The following is a 20,809-nucleotide window of genomic DNA, read 5'->3' on the forward strand; positions in this document are numbered from 1 at the left end:
GGACCGCTACCTCGAAGTGCCGGGCGGTCCGGCCTACTTCGAGAAGTACGTCGACGAGATCGTGCACTGTGAGACGAACATCCTCGAAGAACTCCTGCCCGAGGTGCACCGGGCCGGCGCCGAGCACCCCTTCGACGCGTTCCTGACCCTGGCCGAGTACGACGTGGTGGTGGCCGCCGAGGTCGCCGTCCACCTCGGACTGCCCACCGTCAGCGTCGACGGCGTCGCCACGGCCCGCAACAAGGCGCTGATGCGTCGCCGCTGCGCCGAACTCGGCGTCGCGATACCGGCGTTCCGCACCGTGCAGACCCCCGCCGAGGCGGCCGTGGCCGCGGCGGAGATCGGACTGCCCTGTGTGGTGAAGCCGGCCGACGAAACCTCCAGCGCCGACGTACGGCTGGTGGAGACCGCGGAACAGGCCGCCGAGCACGTCGAGCTGATCCGGTCCCGGGTGGAGAACACCCGCGGCCAGAGCCGCTACCACGAGCTGATGGTCGAGGAGTACCTCAGCGGCCCCGAGGTCAGCGTCGAGGTCCTCGCCGACGGCGACCGGTACGAGGTCCTCGGGGTCACCGACAAGTCCGTCATCGGCCAGGGCTACTTCGTGGAGCTGGCCCACACCTTCCCCTCCAGCCTGCCCGAGAAGATGGTCGGCGCCATCGGGGACCTGGCCGTGGAGGCGCTGCGCGCCTGCGGGTTCGACCTGGGCATGGCCCACGTCGAGATCAAGGTCACCGAGTCCGGCCCCAAACTCATCGAGATCAACCCCCGGCCCGCCGGCGGCAAGATCACCTACCTGGCCGACCGCGCCCTCGGCATCAAGTCCCTGGAACTGGTGGCCCGTCAGTACCTCGGCGAGAAGCTGCCCGCCCGGGTGCTGCCCGACAAGCCGGTCGCCGGTGCCGCCATCCGCTACCTGATCGCCACGCCGGGCCGGGTGGTGTCGATCTCCGGCCAGGACCGTGCCGCCGCGCTGCCCGGCGTCGAGGAGGTCGTCGTCAAGCCCGCACCGGGTGCCGTGCTGCGCGAGCCGCGCCGCAACGGCGACCGCGCGGGCCACGTCCTGGTGATCGCCGAGACCGCCCAGCTCGCGGCGCGCACCGCCGAGGCCGCGGTCAAGGAGATCGACATCCGCACCGAGCCGGTCACCGCCCGCCCGGTCGCGGACTCCCTCGTCGACCTGATCGGCCGCACCCCGCTGCTCCGCCTCCCCGTGGACCGGGTCCTCACCGGCGTCCAGGACGGCACCGAGGTGCTGGCGAAGCTGGAGCTGTTCAACCCCTGGTCCAGCAGCAAGGACCGGGCCGCGCTGTCGATGCTGCGCGGCGCCGAGGAGCGCGGACTGCTCACGCCCGGCGCGGGCACCGTGATCGAGGCGACCTCCGGCAACACCGGCATCTCGCTGGCGGCGCTCGCCGCGGCCCGCGGCTACCGCTGTGTCATCGTCCTCCCGGACAACGCCACCCAGGAGCGCGTGGCCATGCTCCGCTCGCTCGGCGCCGAGGTGGTGGGCACCCCGCACACCGGCGGCTACCAGGCGGCCGTCGACAAGGCCGAGGAACTGCACCGGGCGACCCCCGGCTCGTGGTTCTGCCGCCAGCACGACAACCCCGACAACACCCGGGCGCACTACGAGACGACCGGCCCGGAGATCTGGGACGACGCCGAGGGCCGCGTCGACGTCTTCGTCTGCGGAGTGGGCACCGGCGGCACGCTCAGCGGCGCGGGCCGGTACCTGCGCGAGCGCAACCCCGCCCTCCGGATCGTCGCGGTGGAGCCGGCCGGCTCGCCCCTGCTGTCCGGCGGCGAACCCGGCACCCACACCATCCCCGGCTTCAACGGCGGCTTCATCGCGCCGACCACGGAACGCGACCTCATCGACGAGGTGATCGCGGTCGCCGACGCCGACGCCCTCGACACCACCCGGCGCCTCGCCCACCGCGTCGGCCTCACCGTCGGTGTCTCGGCCGGCGCGGTCGTGCACGCCTGCGGTGTGGTGGCCGCCCGCGAGGAGACGCGGGGCAAGCGCGTGGTGACCCTGCTGCCCGACACCGGTGAGCGCTACCTCAGCCTGCTCGGCCGCGTCGCCGAGGAACAGGCGGCCGGCCGGTGACGGCGCCCGTGGCGGAGCGGCCCCGCCTGCTGATGGTGATGCCCTACCGCCAGTTCGTCCGCAAGGCACAGGACGCGGGGTTCTGGGTCGCCGCGATCTGGGACCCCCGGCTGGAGTCGCCCGCCTACCTGGACGACGTACGCGCACAGGCGGACGTGTTCGTCACCGCCGACTTCCGCGACGACGAGCTGCTGCGCCGCGCCATCCGCGAGACGGCCGAGGAGCACCGCGCGTCGGTGATCTACCACATCGGCCGCGAGGAGACGATGGCCGCCGCCTACGAGGTGGCCGAGGAACTCGGCGTCGAGGTCAACCCGGCCGCGGCGGTCCGGCTGCTCACCGACAAGCACGCGATGCGCGACCTGCTCGCCGAGCGCGGCCTGTCCCCGGTCCGCTACGAGGCGGTGGCGACCCGGGAGCAGGTGCCGGACGCGGTCCGCCGGCTCGGCCGCCCGGTCGTCGTCAAGCCGACCGCGCTCGCCGGCAGCCGGGGCGTCTTCCTCTGGCGGGAGGACACGGACCTCGCGGCCTGGACCGCGCTCGTCGAGGGCTACGGCTACGACGGGCCGTTCCTGGTCGAGGAGTACCTGCGCGGTCCCGAGTACAGCGTGGAGACGCTGAGCCGGGACGGCCGGCACCAGATCGTCGGGATCACCGAGAAACTGCTGGGCGCGCCCCCGCTGTTCGTGGAGGTGGGGCACGTCCATCCCGCGCCGCTGCCCGCGGAGCGTCGGCAGGCCGTCGAGGAGCTGACGACCGAGCTGCTCACCGCGTGCGGGTACCGGTTCGGGCCCGCGCACACCGAGGTGATCTGGACCGAGGCGGGTCCGCGGATCGTGGAGTCGCAGGCGCGGCTCGGCGGCGACCGGATCCCGCGCCTGGTCGAGCTGGCCACCGGCCTCGACATCGAGCGGGCGATCTTCGCCGGTCTGGCGGGCACCCCGGCGGCGACGGCGGTGGCGACGGCGACGGCCGTGGTGCGGTTCTTCACCTTCCCGCCCGGTCACGTCGACGCCGTCCGCGGCCTGGACGAGGTCGCCGCCCTCGACCACGTCGACGAACTCACCCTCCGGCTGGGCCCGGGCGACACCGTGCCCGAGGTCCGGGACTCCAAGAGCAGACACGGGCACGTCATCGTCTCCGGCGCCTCGCCCGAGGAGGCCCGCGAGCGGTGCGCCGAGGTGCTCGCCGCCGTCGAGGTCGTCATCGACGGCACGCCCGTCCGCGCGGACGGGCGGACCGCGGCGCTCGGGACGGCCGTGTGAACAGCGACGGTCACGACTCCCCCCACCCCAGAAAGGCAGTGGCCATGCAGTGGTCCGGATCAGCTATCAGGAGGTCGCCATGACCACCCCCGCCCCCGACGCGCAGGTGGTGTTCGTCGGCTACAACGCGGCCTATCTGCGCGCGATCGACAAGAGCGTCCCGAGCGGCTCCGTCGTGGTGATCGAGGAACCCGACATCATCCGCAAACGGGAACTGAAGGACGCGGCCGGCCGCTTCGACTGCCTCGACCGCATCGTGCCCGCGAGCTACCAGCAGTCGACCGAGGCGCTCGACCTCGCGGCCGAACTGACCGCCGTGCGCCCGGTGGCCGCGGTCGTCCCCGGCCTGGAGTACGCCGTGCCCGCGACGGCCGCGCTGGCCGAGAAGCTCGGACTGCCGGGCGCCACCGAACAGGCCGCGCAGGCGCTGCGGGACAAGGTCCGGCTGCGCGAGGTCACCGGCGCCGCCGGGGTCCGCAACCCGCGCTGGCGCGAGGTGTTCGGACCCGAGGACATCCTCGACTTCGCCGGCGACGGGCCGGTCGTGGTCAAGCCCGCCAACCGGCAGGCCAGCGTCGGTGTGCAGCTGCTGGACTCCGTGGACGCCGAGAGCGCGGCCCGGGCCTGGCAGCGGACCTCGTCGGCCGCCGAGTACGAGCAGGTGCCCGACCGGGAGCTGACCTGGCGGTTCCTCGCCGAGGAGCGCCTTCAGGGCCCCGAGTGCAGCGTCGAGGCGCTGGTGCGCGACGGCGAGATCATCTTCCAGAACGTCACGGCCAAGACGGTGATCCCGGGCCCCTACCCCGTGGAACTCGGCCATCTGCTGCCCGCCCCGCTCGACGAGGACACCCAGAGCGCGTTCGGGACGGCGATGCGGGCCCTGGTCGACGCCACCGGCTACCGGACCGGCATCCTGCACGCCGAGTGGATCCTCACCGACTCCGGCCCGACGCTGGTCGAGTGCGCCGGCCGCTGCCCCGGCGACTACCTGATCGACCTCAACGACCTGGCCTACGGCACCCGCATCCGGCTGACCCTCATCGACCTGCTCGCCGGTCGCCCGGTCACCCTGCCCCAGGTCGCCGAGCAGACCGCGGCGATCCGCTTCCTGGCCGCCGAGCCGGGCACCGTCACGGAGGTCTCCGGCGTGGACACCGCCCAGGCACTGCCCGGCGTCCAGGTCGTCGAGGTCGACGTCGCGGCCGGTGACCAGGTGCGCCCGTGGGCGTCCTCCTGGGACCGCGCCGGCCATGTCATCGCCACCGGACCTGACGCGGAGACCACCCGCCGACGTGTCCTGGACGCGGACGCCGCCGTCCGCATCTCGACCGATTGAGGAACGCACATGTCTGATCTCTGGCGACGCGTCCGCGGGTGGCGCGGGTCCGTTCCCGGTGGGACGGTCGGCCTGCGGCTGGCCGTGATGGCGATGATCGACGCCGTCGGCACCGGTGCCTTCCTCGCCGTCTCCGTCCCCTTCATCACCCGGTCCGTCGGGCTGTCCGAGGGCAAGCTCGGCCTCGGTCTGACCCTGTCCGCGGCCATCGCCCTGGCCACCGCGATCCCGATCGGCGTCCTCGCCGACCGGATCGGACCCAAGAAGGTCCTGGTCGGGGTCAGCCTGTGGCGGTGCGCCTGCTTCGTGGTGTACCCCTTCGTCCAGAACCTGTGGCAGTTCCTCACCGTGGTGTGTCTGCTCGGCCTGGTCGACAAGGCGGCGGCCCCCATGGAGCAGGCCCTGGTCGGGCAGGCCACCGAGACCGACGACCGGGTCCGGGTGGTGGCGGTCCTGCGGTCGCTGCGCAACGTCGGCTTCACCGTCGGCGCCCTGCTCGGCGGCATCGGGCTGCTCATCGACAACCGGGCCGGCTACGCGGTGATCCTGCTGCTCAACGCCGCCTCGTTCGCCGTGCTCGCGACGCTCGCGTCCCGGCTGCCGGTGCTCAGCGCGCCCGCCAAGAGCCTGCGCCGCCGCTTCTCGGTGAGCGTGCTGCGCGACGGGTCGTTCCTGTCGTTCACCGGGATCAACGCCGTGCTCACCATGCACATGACCCTGCTGAGCATCGGCATCCCGCTGTGGATCGTCGGGCACACCGAGGTCTCGTCCGCGGTGATCGCCCCGCTGGTCGCGGTCAACACCGTGCTCGCGGTCGCCCTCCAGGTGCGGGCCAGCCGGGACACGGAGACCATCGCCGGCGCCTCCCGCGCACTGGTGCGGGCCGGGGTCTCCCTCGCGCTGTGCTGTCTGCTGCTGACCGCGGCCCCGAAGCTGTCGGCGGTCCTGGCCGTCGGGGTGCTGCTGCTGGCCATGATCGCGCTGACCGGCGGCGAGCTGTGGCAGTCCGCCGGCGGCTGGGGCGGCTCCTATCTGCTGGCGGCCCCCGGCCAGGAGGGCGTCTACCTGTCGGTCTTCTGGCTCGGCGTGGCCATCCAGCAGATCGCCGCGCCGATCCTGGTCAGCCTGGTCGTCACCTCCGGCACCGTGGGCTGGACCGTGCTGGCCGCGCTGTTCGCCGTGTGCGGTTTCGCGGCGCCGGTCATCGGCCGCTGGGCGCAGGCCCGGGCGGACAGCCGACCGCAGCCGGAGCCGGAGCCGGCCCCGGCCACGTGACCGACCATCCCCGCAAACGGGCCCGTCATCCGGGCCGTCCCTCTGCTCACCCGTTGATCACGACCTGATCAGGTACACCCAAGGAGAATCATGTCTGTTCCGCTGTATGTCCCCGCAGGCGGCGGCGAGTACGTCGACATCCGGGACACGAAGAGGACCTACCTCAAGCTCACCACGCCCATGTCCAACGGTGAGTTCGGCTTCTTCGAGCACCACATGGCCCCGGAGGCCAAGGGTGCCGCCCCGCACATCCACAAAGAGTCCACCGAGATGTTCTACGTGGTGAAGGGTGAGATCGAGTTCACCATCGGTGACCAGAAGGTGGTCGGCGAGCCGGGCGCGTTCGCCTACGTCCCCAAGGGTGAGCCGCACGGCTTCACCAACCGGGGCAACGAGGACGCCACCCTGCTGATCATGTTCTATCCGATCTACGACCGTGAGGACTACTTCCGTGGTCTGGGGCGCCTGACGGCCAACGGCCGCAACCCCAGCCTGGAGGAGCTCCAGGAGCACATGGCCAAGTACGACCAGTTCATGTGCTGACCCGGTGACGAGCCGGCCGTCGACCCGCTGACCGCGGATCACGGAACCCGGATCACGGAACACGGGAACGGCCGGGGCCCGGCGGCGGAATCCGCCACCGGGCCCCGGCCCGCCGTCGTCACTCGGCCGCGTCGCCCTCGGGGTTGCGGAAGCGCCACTGCAACTGGCGTACCTGCTCGGCGAATTCCGGCACCGGGCCGACCACCTCCAGGCCGGGCACCACGTCCTGGACGGTCAGCGGGGCCAGCGGCGAGGTGACCGGCACACCCCACTGCGCCTTCCAGTCCCGGGCCTGCTGGGAGGAGCTGGCGTACACGATCCGGCCGAGCCCGGCCCAGCCGTGCGCGGCCGCGCACATCGGGCAGTGCTCGCCCGAGGTGTACACCGTCGCCGCGGCCCGCTCCTCGGGGCTCAGCTTGGTCGCCGCCCAGCGGGCCAGCTCGAACTCCGGGTGCGCGGTCGGGTCGCCCGTGGTGGTCTCGCGGTTGCGCTCCTCCGCGAGGATCGTGCCGTCGGCGCCGACCAGCACGGACCCGAACGGCCAGTCGCCGGCGTCCACCGCCTCGGCCGCCAGCTCCACACAGCGGCGCAGGTACGGACGTTCCGACTCGCTGATCACGGTCGTGTTCTCGGCGTCGCTCTCGGGAAGGCCGTGGGCGTCGAGGGTCACTGTCACTCCGTCTGTCGGGGGGATGGGTCGGCCGGTGTCAGGCACGGTGCGCGGCCACGGTGGCCAGCGCCTGCCACGCCACTTCGGGGCGCAGCGTCTCGTCCGGATCACCGTGGTACGGGTCGAGCAGCACGGTGTCGGCCCCGGCGCGGCGCAGCTGCTCCAGGTCCTCGAGAACCTGCTCGATCGTGCCCTCCCCGGCGCGGCGCTCGGGGTCGTCGATCGGCTTTTGTGTGATCCGGAGAAAGATACGCGGCGCCAAATCCGGAACGGGCCGGTCGAGCTCGGCTGAAATTCGCTTCAACCGTTCCAGCGCGTCATTGAACCAGGGCATCGTGAATCGCAGCGGATGCCACGGAAGACCCCGGCGGACGGCCCGGCGAATTGCCGCGTCACTGTTTCCGCCGATCCAGATCGGAATCTGTCCCGATCCGTAGTCGGCGTCGTTCTCCCAGGCCGTACGAAGGGTGTCCAGCACCTCGTCGGTCAGTGCGCCACGCCGGGAGAAGGGGACGCCGAGCGCCTCGAACTCCTCCTTGGCCCAGCCGACGCCGACCCCCAGGATCAGTCGGCCACCACTGAGTTGTTGCAGGTTGGCGGCCATGCGGGCGACCAGCAGGGGGTGCCGGTACGGGGCGATGAGGACGGTCGTGCCCAGCTTCACCCGGGTGGTGATCCCGGCCAGCCAGGCGAGTGTCGTGACAGGTTCGTAAAACGGGGCCGGATATTGCCGGGCGACATCCGGGGTGATGGCCACATGGTCCGAGACCATCAGCAGGTCGAAGCCGAGGCCTTCCACGGTTCTGGCCCACCGGGCGAGATTATCCGGATTTGTTCCGGGCCCGAAGTTGGGGACATTCACGCCTATCTGCATGAGCGTCAGACTAGCAAGATCTCAAGGGCTGGTGGGCGCCGAAAAGAAAGTGCCCGACCGTCCTGTGAACCGGTGATTCGAGGGGAGTTCCAGCGGTGTCCGGCAGGGTGGTGTCACCGCGGCGGCACGATCGGGACGTACGCAACAGAATGTGAGGAGACGCACCAAGTGGCGGTCCGTACGTCTGCCGCGGCGCCCACGGGGTAGGGCTGCGATTACCCGCAAGGACGCCGTACTCGACAAGGAGGCCCCTGGTGGTCGCTCCCGCACACCCGCGCTCCAAACCCGTGGCGCAGCCGCCGTCCCCCGCGCCCGAGCCGCACTTCTGCGTGTTCAGCGCGGAGGGTGCCTGCGCCGACATCCCGCTGACCAGCGAGGCGCCGCTGCCCGACGCGGAACCGCTGACCTGCGAGCCGCCGCTCGCCGAGGCGAGCCACCTGACCAGCGAGTCGGCGGCCTTCGAGCCGGACCTCGCGAGGCTGTAGATGAGGGCGCCCGGGCCGGCCGAACCGCCCTGCGAGGACCTGTCCCGTCTCGCCGAGCTGCACGGCGTCGCCACCTCCTACAGTCCGTCCCCGGACCGTACGGTCGCCGCCTCGGCCACCGCTCTCACCCTCGCCCTGGCCGCCCTGGGCGTCGACGCGAGCCGCCCCGCGGCCGCCCTGGCCGCCCGCGAGCGCGCGCTGCGCGACCAGCTGCTGCCGCCGACGGTGGTCAGCTGGAGCGGCGCCCCGCCCGCGGCCCTCGAGAACCTGCCCGGCGGCACTCGGCTGCGGATCGAGACCGAACAGGGCGAGACCCGCTCCTCCGCCACCCGACTCCCGCCCGGCGTCCACCGCTTGACCGCGACCGCGCCCGACGGCCGGACGGCCGAGGCCCACCTGGTCGCCGCCCCCGCCCGGCTCCCCGCCCCGGCCGGCCGCTCCCACGGGCTCCTCGTCCAGCTCTACTCCCTGCTCTCCCAGCGCTCCTGGGGCATGGGCGACCTCGGTGACCTCGCCGAACTCACCGCCTGGGCCGGCCGGGCGCTCGGCGCCGGCTTCGTCCAGGTCAACCCGCTGCACGCGGCGGTACCCGGCGCCCCCACCGACCCCTCGCCCTACCGGCCCTCCTCGCGGCGCTTCCCCGACCCGGTGCACCTGCGGGTCGAGGACGTGCCCGAGTACGCCCACGTCACCGACCGCGAGGCGGTGCGGTCGCTGGCCGAGCGGGCCGGACGGCTGCGCGAGGCGGTGCTGGACAAGGATGAGCTGATCGACCGGGACGCCGTGTGGGAGCTCAAGCGGGAGGCGCTGGAGCTGGCGCGCGAGGTGCCGCTGGGGCCCGGACGACGGGCCGCCTACGCCGACTTCCTCGCCGAGGAGGGCCAGGCGCTGGAGGACCACGCGACCTGGTGCGCGCTGGCGGAGGTGCACGGCTCGGACTGGAGCCGCTGGCCGGCCGGGCTGCGCGACCCCCGGTCCGCACAGACCGCCCGGGCCCGCGCGGAGCTGATGGACCGCGTCGACTTCCACTGCCGGCTCGCCTGGCTCACCGACGCCCAGCTCGTCGCCACCCAGCGGGCCGCCCGGGAGGCCGGGATGCCCGTCGGGGTCGTCCACGACCTCGCGGTGGGCGTGCACCCCCAGGGCGCCGACGCCTGGGCGCAGCAGGAGTACTTCGCCGCCGGGATGTCGGTCGGCGCACCGCCGGACGCCTTCAACGCGCGCGGCCAGGACTGGGGGCTGCCGCCCTGGCGCCCGGACCGGCTCGCCGAGTCCGGCTACGCCCCCTACCGGCGCCTGCTGAAAGCCCTCTTCCGCTACGCCGGCGCGCTGCGCATCGACCACGTCATGGGCCTGTTCCGGCTCTGGTGGGTCCCCCAGGGACACCCGCCGACCGAGGGCACGTACGTCCGCTACGACGCCGAGGCCATGCTCGCGATCCTGGTGCTGGAGGCCTCACGGGCCGGGGCGGTCGTCATCGGCGAGGACCTCGGCACGGTGGAGCCCGGCGTCCGCGAGACGCTGCGCGAGCGCGGGGTGCTCGGCACGTCGGTGCTCTGGTTCGAGCGGGACTGGGAGGGCGACGGCCGGCCGCTGCCGCCGGAACACTGGCGCGCCGACTGCCTCGCCACCGCCACCACCCACGACCTGCCCTCCACCGCCGCCCGCCTGACCGGCGAGCACGTCGAACTCCGGCACCGCCTCGGGCTGCTGACCCGCACACTCGCGGAGGAACGCGCGGAGGCGGCGGCGGACACGGGGGAGTGGCTGGAGCTGCTGTCCCGCCTCGGGCTGCTGCACGGCACCGGCGGCGGCCACGGCACCTCGACGGAGGAGGCCGAGGTGCAGGCCGTGCACCGGTTCCTGCTGCGCACCCCGGCCCGGCTGGTGGGGGTCTGGCTGCCGGACGCCGTGGGGGACCGGCGTCCGCAGAACCTGCCCGGCACCTGGGACCAGTACCCCAACTGGCGGCTGCCGATCGCCGACGCGGACGGCAGACCGGTCACCCTGGAGTCCCTGGCCGGCTCACCCCGGCTGCACGCCTTGATGGAGGTGCTGCGCCAGTCGGCGCCGGGAAGCGGGGCGGGGTGACGGGCGTGGGGCGGGCCTATCCACCCCCCGGACGAGCGGCCCCGACCCGGGTTGGATATTTTGGCACCGTGGACAAGAAGAACGCCCTGCGCGCCGGTGCCCTGGCTGCCGGTACGACGCTGATGATGCTGCTCATGACGTCTCCCGCGCTCGCGCTCACCCGCGACGACGGCGACGACCCCGGTCCGGGCCTGAGCGTCATGGAGACGCTGGGCCTCTTCGTCGTGGCCCCGCTCGTGATCTTCGCGGTCATCGCGGGCCTGGTGATGGTCCTGGACCGGTCCACCGACCGCGTGCCGAGGACGAAGACCAAGGCTCCCGTGAAGGCGAAGGCCGGAGCCTGACCGAGCCGAGGGCCGACGCGGCCTGACAGCTCACCGCACGTTCCCCGAGGGCGCCGCCCCCGCCCACGTACGCGCACCAAGCCGTACGTGGGCGAGGCCGGCGCCCTCGGCGTGTCCGGGCGTCGGCGCGGCCCAGGGAGCGCGGGGCCGTGTCCCCGGCGGAGCGGTCAGTGCGGGGGTGCCTGGGTGCCGGCCAGCAAGTGGCGCAGCAGCTCGGCCAGTTGGGTGGTCTGTTCGTCGCTGAGGACGGACATCGCCTGGGTCTCGGCGGCGAGGCCGGCGCCGACCGCCTCGTCCAGGACGGTCAGCCCCTTGTCGGTGAGGGTGACCTGGAGGCCCCGGCGGTCGTGCGGGTCGGGGGAGCGGCGCAGCAGGCCCGCGCGCTCCAGTTTGTCGAGGCGGCCGGTCATGCCGCCGGTGGTGAGCATGAGCGCCCCGGAGAGCTCGCGGGGCGAGAGGGTGTAGGGCTCGCCGGCGCGGCGCAGGGTGGCCAGGACGTCGAACTCGCCGCGTGAGATGCCGTAGGGGGCGTAGGCCCGTTCCATGCGGTCGCCCATGGCGCGTGACAGCCGGAAGATCCGTCCGAAGACCTCCATCGCCCGGGTGTCGAGGTCGGGCCGCACGGTGCCCCACTGCTCGATGATCGCGTCGACGGGGTCCCTCGGGGGCTGCTGCGGCGTGGCGTTCATGGGAGGAGTATCGGTCCGCGGACCGGTCGCCCGCAAGAAAGTAGCTTGCGGGAAAGCAGCTTGCGAAAAAGTGGCTTAGCGCTAAGCTTCTTCCAAGCAAGCCACTCCGAAGGGACCCGGCCATGACCCGCCCCGCGACCGTTCTGCTCACCGCTCTGGCCCCGATCTCCTGGGGCACCACCTACGCCGTCACCACCGAGTTCCTGCCCGCAGACCGCCCCCTGTTCACCGGGCTGCTGCGCGCCCTGCCCGCCGGGCTGCTGCTGCTCGCGTTCGCCCGGGTGCTGCCGAAGGGCATCTGGTGGGGCAAGGCGGCGGTGCTCGGCGCCCTGAACATCGGGGCCTTCTTCCCGCTGCTGTTCCTGTCGGCGTACCGGCTGCCGGGCGGCATGGCCGCGGTCGTCGGCTCGGTGGGGCCGCTGCTCGTCGTGGGACTGTCGGCGCTGCTGCTGGGGCAGCGGCCGACCGCGCGGAGTGTGCTCACCGGGGTCGTGGCGGCGTTCGGTGTCAGTCTCGTCGTGCTGAGGGCGGCCGGGGCGCTCGACGTGGTGGGTGTGCTCGCGGCCTTCGCCTCGGCGGCGTCGATGTCCGCCGGGACCGTGCTGACCAAGCGGTGGGGCCGGCCCGAGGGGGTGGGGCCGCTCGCGCTGACCGGCTGGCAGCTGACCGCGGGCGGGCTGCTCATCGCACCGCTCGCGCTGCTGGTCGAGGGGGCGCCGCCCGCGCTCGACGGCCGGGCGGTCGGCGGCTACCTCTATCTGGCGCTGGCCAACACGGCGGTGGCGTACTGGCTCTGGTTCCGCGGCATCGGCCGGCTCAGCGCCACCCAGGTCACCTTCCTCGGACCGCTCTCCCCGCTGACTGCGGCGATCGTCGGCTGGGCGGCGCTCGGGCAGACGCTCACCGCGGTCCAGCTGGCCGGGATGGCGGTGGCGTTCGGGGCGACCGTGGCCGGGCAGCTCGGGCAGCTCGGGCAGGGCGAGGCGCGCGGGGTGGCGCGCACGACCCGATCATTCGGTTTCCCTGAGAGGAACGCTCGAAAGGACTCGATGGACGTGACAGGTCCGGCGCTGCGACGGTAGCTCCACCGAGATCACGCCCGCCCCTGAGCACGGGCGAGGGGCGCCCGGTGTCACACCGGGCGCCCCTCGCCGTCGTACCGGCTACTGGGCCGCCGCGTCCGCGGCCTGGGCCCTCAGGGCGCGTTCCACGCCCGCGCGGGACTCCGAGACCAGGCGGCGCAGGGCCGCGTTGGGCTCGGCGGAGGCCAGCCAGGCGTCCGTCTTGTCCAGGGTCTCCTGGGAGACCTGGATGGTCGGGTAGAGGCCGACCGCGATCTGCTGGGCGATCTCGTGCGAGCGAGCGTCCCAGATGTCCTTCAGGACCTCGAAGTACCGGTCCGTGTACGACGCGAGCAGCTCGCGCTGGCCGGTCTGGACGAAGCCCGCGATGACGGCCTCCTGAACGGCGTTCGGGAGCTTGTCGGACTCGATGACCTGCGCCCAGGCCTCGGCCTTCGCCTCCGCGGTCGGGCGGGCGGCACGGGCGGTGGCCGCGTGCCGCTCGCCGGCCGCCGTCCGGTCCCGCTCGTACTCGGCCGCGATCTCCGCCTCGTCGTAGCGGCCGGCCGACGCGAGGCGCTCCACCAGCGCCCAGCGCAGTTCGGTGTCGACGGCCAGGCCCTCGATCGTCTGCGAGCCGTCCAGCAGGGCCTCCAGGAGGTCCAGCTGCTCCGGCGTACGGGCCGTCGCGGCGAACGCCCGCGCCCACGCCAGCTGGTGGTCGCTGCCGGCCGCGGCCGACCGCAGGTGCGCCAGCGTGGCGTCCGTCCAGCGGGTCAGCAGCGTCTCCCGGGCGGCCGGGGCGGCGTACAGCTCGATCGCGAGCTTCACCTGGCGGTGCAGGGACTGCACGACACCGATGTCCGACTCCTTGCCGATGCCGGACAGGACCAGGGACAGGTAGTCGCGGGTGGCCAGTTCGGCGTCGCGGGTCATGTCCCAGGCCGAGGCCCAGCACAGGGCCCGGGGCAGGGAGGACTCGAAGTCACCGAGGTGCTCCGTGACGAAGGCCAGGGACCGCTCGTCGAGACGGACCTTGGCGTACGACAGGTCGTCGTCGTTGAGGAGCACGACCGCCGGGCGGCGCTTGCCGACCAGCTGCGGTACGGCCGTCAGTTCGCCGTCGACGTCCAGCTCGACGCGCTCGTCGCGGACCAGCTTGCCGCTGGTGTCGTCGAGCTCGTACAGGCCGACCGCGATGCGGTGCGGGCGCAGGGTCGGCTCGCCCTTGGCGCCCGCGGGGAGCGCCGGGGCCTCCTGGCGGATGGCGAAGGAGGTGATGACGCCGTGCTCGTCCGTCTCGATCTCGGGGCGGAGGACGTTGATGCCGGCCGTCTGGAGCCACTTCTGCGACCAGGTGCCCAGGTCACGCCCGGAGGTCTCCTCCAGCGCGCCCAGCAGGTCGGACAGGCGGGTGTTGCCGAAGGCGTGGCGCTTGAAGTACGCCTGCACACCCGCGAAGAACTCGTCCATGCCGACGTACGCCACGAGCTGCTTCAGGACGCTGGCGCCCTTGGCGTAGGTGATGCCGTCGAAGTTGACCAGGACGTCGTCGAGGTCGCGGATGTCGGCCATGATCGGGTGCGTGGAGGGCAGCTGGTCCTGGCGGTACGCCCACGTCTTCATGGAGTTGGCGAACGTGGTCCACGAGTGCGGCCAGCGGCTGCCCGGCGCGTACGCCTGGCAGGCGATGGAGGTGTAGGTGGCGAACGACTCGTTCAGCCACAGGTCGTTCCACCACTCCATGGTGACCAGGTCGCCGAACCACATGTGGGCCAGCTCGTGCAGGATCGTCTCCGCGCGGACCTCGTACGCGGCGTCGGTGACCTTCGAGCGGAAGACGTACTGGTCCCGGATGGTGACCGCGCCGGCGTTCTCCATCGCGCCCGCGTTGAACTCCGGCACGAACAGCTGGTCGTACTTCTTGAACGGGTACGCGTAGTCGAACTTCTCCTGGAACCAGTCGAAGCCCTGCCGCGTCACCTCGAAGATCGCGTCCGAGTCGAGGTACTCGGCGAGTGAGGGGCGGCAGTAGATGCCGAGCGGGACGGACTGGCCGTCCTTCTCGTACACGCTGTGCACCGAGTGGTACGGGCCGACGATGAGCGCCGTGATGTACGACGAGATCCGCGGGGTCGGCTCGAAGACCCAGACGTCGTCCTTCGGCTCCGGGGTGGGGGAGTTGGAGATGACCGTCCAGCCGGTCGGCGCCTTCACCGTGAACTGGAAGGTCGCCTTCAGGTCCGGCTGCTCGAAGGAGGCGAAGACGCGGCGGGCGTCCGGCACCTCGAACTGGGTGTACAGGTAGGCCTGCTGGTCGACCGGGTCGACGAAGCGGTGCAGGCCCTCGCCGGTGTTGGTGTAGGCGGCGTCGGCCGCCACGCGCAGGACGTTACGGCCCTCAAGCAGCCCCGGCAGGGCGATCCGGGAGTCCTTGAAGACCTCCGCGGGGTCGAGCGTCTCGCCGTTGAGCGTCACCTCGTGGACGGTCGGGGCCACCAGGTCGATGAACGACTCCGCGCCGCTCTCGGCGACGTCGAAGCGCACCGTGGTGACAGACCGGTAGGTACCGCCCTCTTGCGCGCCGGAGAGGTCGAGATCGATCTCGTACGACTCGACGGTGAGCAGCTGCGCCCGCTGCTGTGCCTCTTCGCGAGTCAGGTTTGTGCCAGGCACGCGGTCATCTCCTCGTTATGTGTCGGTTCGGCGGTCCGGTCATCCTTCCACGGGTCCCGCACCGAACGCGATGTCCAAAACCCGCCGGTGACCGGCGCGGACATCCGTGAGCGTGGGAGCCATGACCACCTACATCGCACGTCCCCTCACCCCCGCGACCCTGAAGGAGCTCCGCTCCACGGACGACGCGGGGCGCCGGACGGTTCCCGTGACCGACGAGGAGGGCGGGGCGCCCCTCAGGTGCTGTCTGCGGCGCAGCGCGCCGGGGGAGCGGATCGCCCTGGTCTCGTACGCCCCCCTGCGGCGCTGGGCCGCCGAGACGGGCGCCGAGCCGGGTGCCTACGACGAGCAGGGCCCCGTCTTCCTCCACGCCGAGGAGTGCGCGGGGCCGCGGGGGCATGAAGCGCACGAGGGGCACGAGGGGCACGAGGGGTACGCCTTCGACAACGACCACCGGACCGTGCGGCGGTACTCCGCCGACGGGCACATCCTGGGGGGCGAGCTGGTGCAGAGACTCGACGACGAGGCCTTCCGGGCCGCGTTCGACGACCCGGCCGTGGCGCTCGTCCACGTCCGGGCCGTCGAGTACGGCTGCTTCCTCTACGAGGTCCGCAGGCCTCGGAGCTGATGTCCCGCGGCGCCCCGGGGGCCCGCCGTCTCAGGCGGCCTCGCGCCGCGCCGCCGACCGGGACAGCAACTGGTAGGCGTGGGCCGCCGACACCAGGGTCGTGTGCCGGTGCCAGCCGGGGAACGAGCGGCCCTCGAAGTCGAGCAGGCCGTAGTGCTCGCCCAGGGCGGTGACGGTCGCCAGGGTGCCGGTGTGCAGCTCGGCCAGCGCGAGCAGGTCGGCCATCCGGTGCCCGGGCAGGTTGGTCAGCCAGACGCGGTCCAGGCGCTGCCGGCCGGTGTTCCACTCGGCGAACACCCGGCCGGCCGAGGAGAGCCGGCCGCCGCCCGGGCGCAGCCCCACGATCTCGGTCGGGCTGGAGATGACCTGGACGCGGCGCAGGCGGCCGTCGGACCCCGTGGTCACCGCCGCGTCCGGGTGCCGGGTGCCGCCCTGGAGCAACAGCTGGCGGGCGGAGACCGGGGGCGCGGGCTCCCGGTGGGCGCGGGCCCCGCCCGGCTCCGGGCTGAGCGGCAGCTGACCGCTCACCGCGAGGACGAAGCCGTGCCCCCGCCCGTGCAGCCGTTCGACCAGCGGGCGGACATCGGTGACGGTGGTCAGGTCCGCGACGACGGGCGCCCGCACCACACCGGGCTGGGCGGCCAGGCTCTCGACGAGGTCCAGGGCCTGCGCCCACAGGGCCTGCGACGAGGACCCCGCCGGGATGCGCGCCCGCCGGCGCAGCTCCTCGTCGGCCGTCCAGCGCTCCGGCAGGTGCAGGCGCCAGTCGACCGGCACCTGCCCGGCGTCTCCGGCCAGGAAGAGACCCAGGCCCAGCTGGCAGTTGACGGTCCGGCCCTGTTCCCGGACGAACCGGCGGTGCACCCCCGCCGAGTGGGCGCCGCGCTTGGGCAGTACCGCCGGTGCGAGGGTCCAGGCGCGGGTGTCCATCCGCTCGCCCGCCCAGGCCGTCAGCTCGCGCCGGGTGGCCTCCCACTCCCAGGGGCTCGCGTTCACGAACTGCTGGAGCGACTGCGACGCGGTGGGCGAGGACGTCACCGTCTCGGCCATCCGCCGTACGGACTTCTTGCCCGGGGTGGCGAGCAGGCCGTGCAGATAGACATGACCCCAGCGCTGCTGGTCCGTGCGGGGCAGGTGCTCGAACAGCCGCCCGGTGAAGTCGGCGAACCCGGCGCCCCTCTCCCGCCTGCTCCGTCGCGCGACGGCCGCCTCGTACGCCTCCCACAGGCCACGCACATCGCGTGCCTCCCGGATGTCCCGGACTTCTCGAATCGCTGACACTCCATCCCCCTCGGCGCGGTGCGATCCAGTGAACACCAAAAGCATAAAGAACGTTTGCTTTGTTTCGCGCCAAGTCTGCACTACTTTGGCGAGTCCACACCTCCCCACCCCCCTCACCAGGGGCAATGTCGAAGCCAGACCTGAGGAGGAAGAGAGTCGATCCATGCAGGACAGAGCCGCACGAACCCACGACGCCCTGATCCACGCCGCGGCGGTGGAGTTCGACACCCGGGGGTACGAGGGGGCCTCGCTCTCCCGGATCAGCAAGCGGGCAGCCGCCTCGATGGGGGCGCTGACCTTCCACTTCGGCACCAAGGGGGAACTCGCCGAAGCGGTGCGGGCGGCCGGCCGGGACGCCGTCGCCCCCGTCGTGCGCGGCGCGCTCAGCGCCCCCGCGGCCCCGCTGGAGGCCCTGGCGAACCTGACGGTCGCCGTGGTGCGGCTGCTGGAGCACGACGTGGCCACCCGTGCGGCGGCCCGGCTGGAGCGCGACGGCCCGCCCGGGGGACAGGGCGCGCGGCTGGTGCCGGGGTGGGCCGAGGGGGTGCGGCTCCTGCTGGAGCGCGCGGCGGCCGCCGGCGACCTGCGGCCCGGGGTGCCGACGGACACCGCCGCGCTGCTGCTGACCTGGCTGGTCGAGGGCAGCCGGGTGGACCCCGGCGGTGGCGCCGGCGGCCACGCCGACCAGGTGTGGGACCTGGTGCTGCACGGGCTGGGCGCGGACCCGCCACCGCGGTGAGGGGAACGGAGGAGGGGCCCCGGGATCGGCATCCCGGGGCCCCTCCTCCGTCCCCCCCACGGTCCGTCACGCCGGCTGTCAGGCCGCCGCGGCCAGCTCCCGCTGCACGTCCGCCAGCGAGCGGTTCTTCGTCTCCGGCACCTTGCGGACCACGAAGACGACGGCACCCGCGGACACCGCGGCGAAGAACCAGAACACCCGGCTCTCCCCGACCAGGTCGGCGGCCGGCAGGAACATCTGCCCGACCACGAGATTGGCCGCCCAGTTCACCAGCGCGCACACCGCGCCGCCACGCGCCCGGGACTCGGGCGGGAACAGCTCCGCCGCCAGGATCCAGAACACCGGGCCGAGCCCGACCGCGAAGGCGGCCACATAGCCGACCATGCAGACGAGCGCCGTCGCGTTGGTCACCGGGCCCGACGGCAGACCGAGCACCACCCCCAGGGCGAGCAGGGCCAGCGCCATGCCGCCGAGCGAGAACAGCAGCAGCGGACGCCGTCCGGCCCGGTCGATCAGCGGCACCGCGGCGACGGTCGCCGCCACGTTCACGGCACCGATCACCACCGAGTAGGTGATGGAGTCCGCCGCGGGCAGCCCGGCCCGGGACATGATGCTGGGCGCGTAGTAGATGACGCTGTTGATGCCGCCGAACTGCTGCACGGCCGCCAGCGTCACCCCGATCACCAGCGCGGGCCGGGTCCCCGGGGCGCTCAGCGACCCGGCTGGTGTGCGTGCCGTCCGCCCGCGCAGCCACTCCGGGCTCTCCGGGATCGCCAGGGTGCCCAGCAGCATCGCGACGGACGGGACGAGACCGACGGCGAACATGGCCCGCCAGTCGGCGCTGCCCGCGAACCAGAGGTTGATCAGGTACGACACCAGGATGCCCACGGTGAGCAGGATCTGGTTGGCCGTCACCAGGCGGCCGCGCAGCCGGGGCGGGGCGATCTCGGCGAGGTACAGCGGCACCACCGTGGACGCGCCGCCCACCGCGAGGCCGAGCACCGCGCGGGCGGCGAGCAGCATCGCGAAGCCGTTCGCCAGCACGGCCGCCAGCAGCCCCAGCGTGAAGGTCAGCGCGATCGCCACCAGCACCTTCTTGCGCCCGAAGCGGTCGGCAGGCCGTCCGCTGGCCAGCGCGCCCACGGCGGCGCCCAGCAGCAGCGCCGAGATGACGGCGCCCTCCTCGAAGGAGTCGAGCCCGAAGTCGGTTCGGATGAAGAGCAGGGCACCCGAGATCACTCCCGTGTCGAAGCCGAACAGCAGTCCGCCGAGCGCGACGACGGCGGTGCTCAGGCCGAGCCGGGCGGGCGGGGGACCGTGGACGGCCGGGGCCGCGGCCGGGGCGGCCGGTGGGTGGGGTGCGTCGAGCATCGTCGCCTTCCTCGGCTTGGGGTCTGTGGAGGGGATGGGACGGCGTATCAGGCGCGGGTGAGCAGCAGCCCGGGGTCGTTCAGGAGGGCCGCGGTGTCCGCGAGGACGCGGGAGCCGAGTTCGCCGTCGACGAGCCGGTGGTCGAAGGACAGGGCCAGGGTGGTGACCTGGCGCGGGACCACCTTGCCGCGGTGCACCCAGGGGCGTTCGCCGATGGCGCCGAGCGCGAGGATCGCCGACTCCCCGGGGTTGAGGATCGGGGTGCCGGTGTCGATGCCGAACACGCCGATGTTGGTGAGGGTCACCGTGCCGCCGCGCAGCGCCGCGGGCGGGGTCCGGCCCTCCTTCGCCGTGGTGGTCAACTCCTCCAGCGCGGCCGCGAGTTCGGGCAGGGTCATCCGGTCGGCGTCGGTGACCGTGGGGACCAGCAGACCGCGCGGGGTGGCGGCCGCGACGCCCAGGTTGATCCGGTGCTTGAGCACGATCTCCTGGCGCTCCTCGTCCCAGGAGGCGTTGATCTCCGGGTTGCGTCGCACGGCGACCAGGAACGCCCTGGCCGCGAGCAGCAGCGGGCCGACCCGCCGCCCCGCCATGTCCGGGTGCCGCTTGAGCCGCCGGACCAGTTTCATGGTCCGGGTGACGTCGACCGTCACGAACTCCGTGACGTGCGGCGCGGTGAAGGCGCTGGCCACCATGGCCCGTGCGGTGGCGCGGCGGACCCCGGTGACGGGGATGCGGGTCTCGTGATCGGCGGGGGCCGCCGCGGGCGCGGTGGCCGCGGTGGCCGCGGTGGCCTCGACGTCCTCGGCAGGGGACCGCGGCACCCCGGACCGGTCGGCCCCGGCCGCCGTCCGCACGTCCGCCCGCGTCACGTCCCCGCGGGGCCCGGTGGGCACGACCGCGGCCAGGTCCACGCCCAGCTCCTTGGCGAGCTTGCGCACCGGCGGTTTGGCGAGGGGGAGGGCGGGGGCGGCTGCCACCGGCGCCGCCGGGCCGCTCCCGGCACGGCGCGGACGGCGCCGGGAGGCGGAGTCGGGCGCGGCACCGTAGCCGACCAGGACCGGGGTGCGGGCCGCCGGCCCGGCCACGGCCTCCGGCTCGGCCGCGGCCGTCGTCGTCACCCTGATGATGGGCGTGCCCACGTCCACCGTGGCGCCCTCGGGGAAGCACAGCTCGTGCACCACCCCGTCGTAGGGGATGGGCAGTTCGACCGCGGCCTTGGCGGTCTCGACCTCGCACACCACCTGCCCGTCCGTGACGCGGTCACCGGGGGCGACCGACCAGCGGATGATCTCGGCGTCCTGGAGGCCCTCGCCCACATCGGGCATCCGGAACTCCCGCAGGGCGTTGTCCGTCATCGTCTGCCTC

The 20,809-nt window shown here is 73.1% G+C and carries 18 protein-coding genes and 1 pseudogene; 12 read left to right on the forward strand and 7 right to left on the reverse strand.

The features are described from left to right. Positions 1 to 250: 250 nt before the first annotated feature. From ACZ56U_RS15865 to ACZ56U_RS15890, 6 genes and pseudogenes are all read left to right on the forward strand, one after another. Positions 251 to 862 (forward strand): annotated as a pseudogene (locus ACZ56U_RS15865) (ATP-grasp domain-containing protein); the annotation flags it as partial. Positions 863 to 874: 12 nt separating this feature from the next. Further along, complete coding sequence (locus ACZ56U_RS15870) at positions 875 to 2,113, forward strand: cysteine synthase (RefSeq protein WP_469084677.1); 1,239 nt, start codon at positions 875 to 877, stop codon at positions 2,111 to 2,113. Next, entirely contained in the window at positions 2,110 to 3,378 is a 1,269-nt protein-coding gene (locus tag ACZ56U_RS15875) for an ATP-grasp domain-containing protein (protein WP_469084587.1), read from the forward strand. The genes ACZ56U_RS15870 and ACZ56U_RS15875 overlap by 4 nt, the downstream gene beginning before the upstream one ends. 79 nt (positions 3,379 to 3,457) lie before the next feature. Then, positions 3,458 to 4,714, forward strand: a complete 1,257-nt coding sequence (locus ACZ56U_RS15880) for an ATP-grasp domain-containing protein (protein WP_469084588.1) — start codon at positions 3,458 to 3,460, stop codon at positions 4,712 to 4,714. A 9-nt stretch (positions 4,715 to 4,723) separates the two neighbouring features. Beyond that, complete coding sequence (locus ACZ56U_RS15885) at positions 4,724 to 5,989, forward strand: MFS transporter (protein WP_469084589.1); 1,266 nt, start codon at positions 4,724 to 4,726, stop codon at positions 5,987 to 5,989. Positions 5,990 to 6,079: 90 nt separating this feature from the next. Then, positions 6,080 to 6,532: a cupin domain-containing protein gene (locus tag ACZ56U_RS15890; protein WP_469084590.1), complete on the forward strand. Its 453-nt coding sequence runs from the start codon at positions 6,080 to 6,082 to the stop codon at positions 6,530 to 6,532. Positions 6,533 to 6,650: 118 nt separating this feature from the next. Here the strand turns inward: ACZ56U_RS15890 and ACZ56U_RS15895 are convergent, their stop codons facing one another. Together ACZ56U_RS15895 and ACZ56U_RS15900 are read right to left on the reverse strand one after the other, a co-directional pair. Continuing rightward, on the reverse strand, positions 6,651 to 7,202 hold the full coding sequence (locus ACZ56U_RS15895; protein ID WP_469084591.1) for a nucleoside deaminase: 552 nt from the start codon (positions 7,200 to 7,202) through the stop codon (positions 6,651 to 6,653). A 37-nt stretch (positions 7,203 to 7,239) separates the two neighbouring features. Continuing rightward, positions 7,240 to 8,076, reverse strand: coding sequence for an LLM class flavin-dependent oxidoreductase (locus ACZ56U_RS15900; protein WP_469084592.1), 837 nt, complete (start codon positions 8,074 to 8,076; stop codon positions 7,240 to 7,242). 287 nt (positions 8,077 to 8,363) lie between these two features. Between ACZ56U_RS15900 and ACZ56U_RS15905 the strand changes: the two genes are divergently transcribed. The 3 genes from ACZ56U_RS15905 (at position 8,364) to ACZ56U_RS15915 (ending at position 10,996) form a co-directional block, all read left to right on the forward strand. Further along, entirely contained in the window at positions 8,364 to 8,561 is a 198-nt protein-coding gene (locus tag ACZ56U_RS15905; protein WP_469084678.1) for a hypothetical protein, read from the forward strand. After that, positions 8,562 to 10,652 carry a 4-alpha-glucanotransferase gene (gene malQ, locus ACZ56U_RS15910; RefSeq protein WP_469084593.1) on the forward strand — a complete coding sequence of 697 codons (2,091 nt, stop codon included), beginning with the start codon at positions 8,562 to 8,564 and terminating at the stop codon, positions 10,650 to 10,652. A gap of 68 nt (positions 10,653 to 10,720) precedes the next feature. Further along, on the forward strand, positions 10,721 to 10,996 hold the full coding sequence (locus tag ACZ56U_RS15915) for a hypothetical protein (protein WP_469084594.1): 276 nt from the start codon (positions 10,721 to 10,723) through the stop codon (positions 10,994 to 10,996). 167 nt (positions 10,997 to 11,163) lie between these two features. Here ACZ56U_RS15915 and ACZ56U_RS15920 read toward each other — a convergent pair whose 3' ends face one another. Continuing rightward, positions 11,164 to 11,685: a MarR family winged helix-turn-helix transcriptional regulator gene (locus ACZ56U_RS15920; protein WP_469084595.1), complete on the reverse strand. Its 522-nt coding sequence runs from the start codon at positions 11,683 to 11,685 to the stop codon at positions 11,164 to 11,166. Between the two features lie 122 nt (positions 11,686 to 11,807). Here ACZ56U_RS15920 and ACZ56U_RS15925 point away from each other — a divergent pair, with 122 nt between their 5' ends. Continuing rightward, positions 11,808 to 12,767, forward strand: coding sequence for an EamA family transporter (locus ACZ56U_RS15925; protein WP_469084596.1), 960 nt, complete (start codon positions 11,808 to 11,810; stop codon positions 12,765 to 12,767). Positions 12,768 to 12,848: 81 nt separating this feature from the next. Here the strand turns inward: ACZ56U_RS15925 and pepN are convergent, their stop codons facing one another. Continuing rightward, the gene (gene pepN, locus ACZ56U_RS15930; RefSeq protein WP_469084597.1) at positions 12,849 to 15,422 is read right to left on the reverse strand and encodes an aminopeptidase N; all 2,574 of its coding nucleotides are present in this window, start codon (positions 15,420 to 15,422) and stop codon (positions 12,849 to 12,851) included. Positions 15,423 to 15,543: 121 nt separating this feature from the next. Here pepN and ACZ56U_RS15935 point away from each other — a divergent pair, with 121 nt between their 5' ends. Further along, positions 15,544 to 16,050 carry a DUF1203 domain-containing protein gene (locus ACZ56U_RS15935; RefSeq protein ID WP_469084598.1) on the forward strand — a complete coding sequence of 169 codons (507 nt, stop codon included), beginning with the start codon at positions 15,544 to 15,546 and terminating at the stop codon, positions 16,048 to 16,050. 30 nt (positions 16,051 to 16,080) lie between these two features. Here the strand turns inward: ACZ56U_RS15935 and ACZ56U_RS15940 are convergent, their stop codons facing one another. Further along, complete coding sequence (locus ACZ56U_RS15940; RefSeq protein ID WP_469084679.1) at positions 16,081 to 17,277, reverse strand: IS701 family transposase; 1,197 nt, start codon at positions 17,275 to 17,277, stop codon at positions 16,081 to 16,083. A 217-nt stretch (positions 17,278 to 17,494) separates the two neighbouring features. On the opposite strand from ACZ56U_RS15940, the gene ACZ56U_RS15945 reads away from it, so the two are divergent. Next, positions 17,495 to 18,070: a TetR family transcriptional regulator gene (locus tag ACZ56U_RS15945; protein ID WP_469084599.1), complete on the forward strand. Its 576-nt coding sequence runs from the start codon at positions 17,495 to 17,497 to the stop codon at positions 18,068 to 18,070. Between the two features lie 78 nt (positions 18,071 to 18,148). Here the strand turns inward: ACZ56U_RS15945 and ACZ56U_RS15950 are convergent, their stop codons facing one another. Then, positions 18,149 to 19,441, reverse strand: a complete 1,293-nt coding sequence (locus ACZ56U_RS15950) for an MFS transporter (protein ID WP_469084600.1) — start codon at positions 19,439 to 19,441, stop codon at positions 18,149 to 18,151. A 47-nt stretch (positions 19,442 to 19,488) separates the two neighbouring features. After that, complete coding sequence (locus ACZ56U_RS15955) at positions 19,489 to 20,799, reverse strand: dihydrolipoamide acetyltransferase family protein (RefSeq protein WP_469084601.1); 1,311 nt, start codon at positions 20,797 to 20,799, stop codon at positions 19,489 to 19,491. Between the last annotated feature and the right edge of the window lie 10 nt (positions 20,800 to 20,809).

This window comes from Streptomyces sp. NPDC034103 (assembly GCF_055575395.1).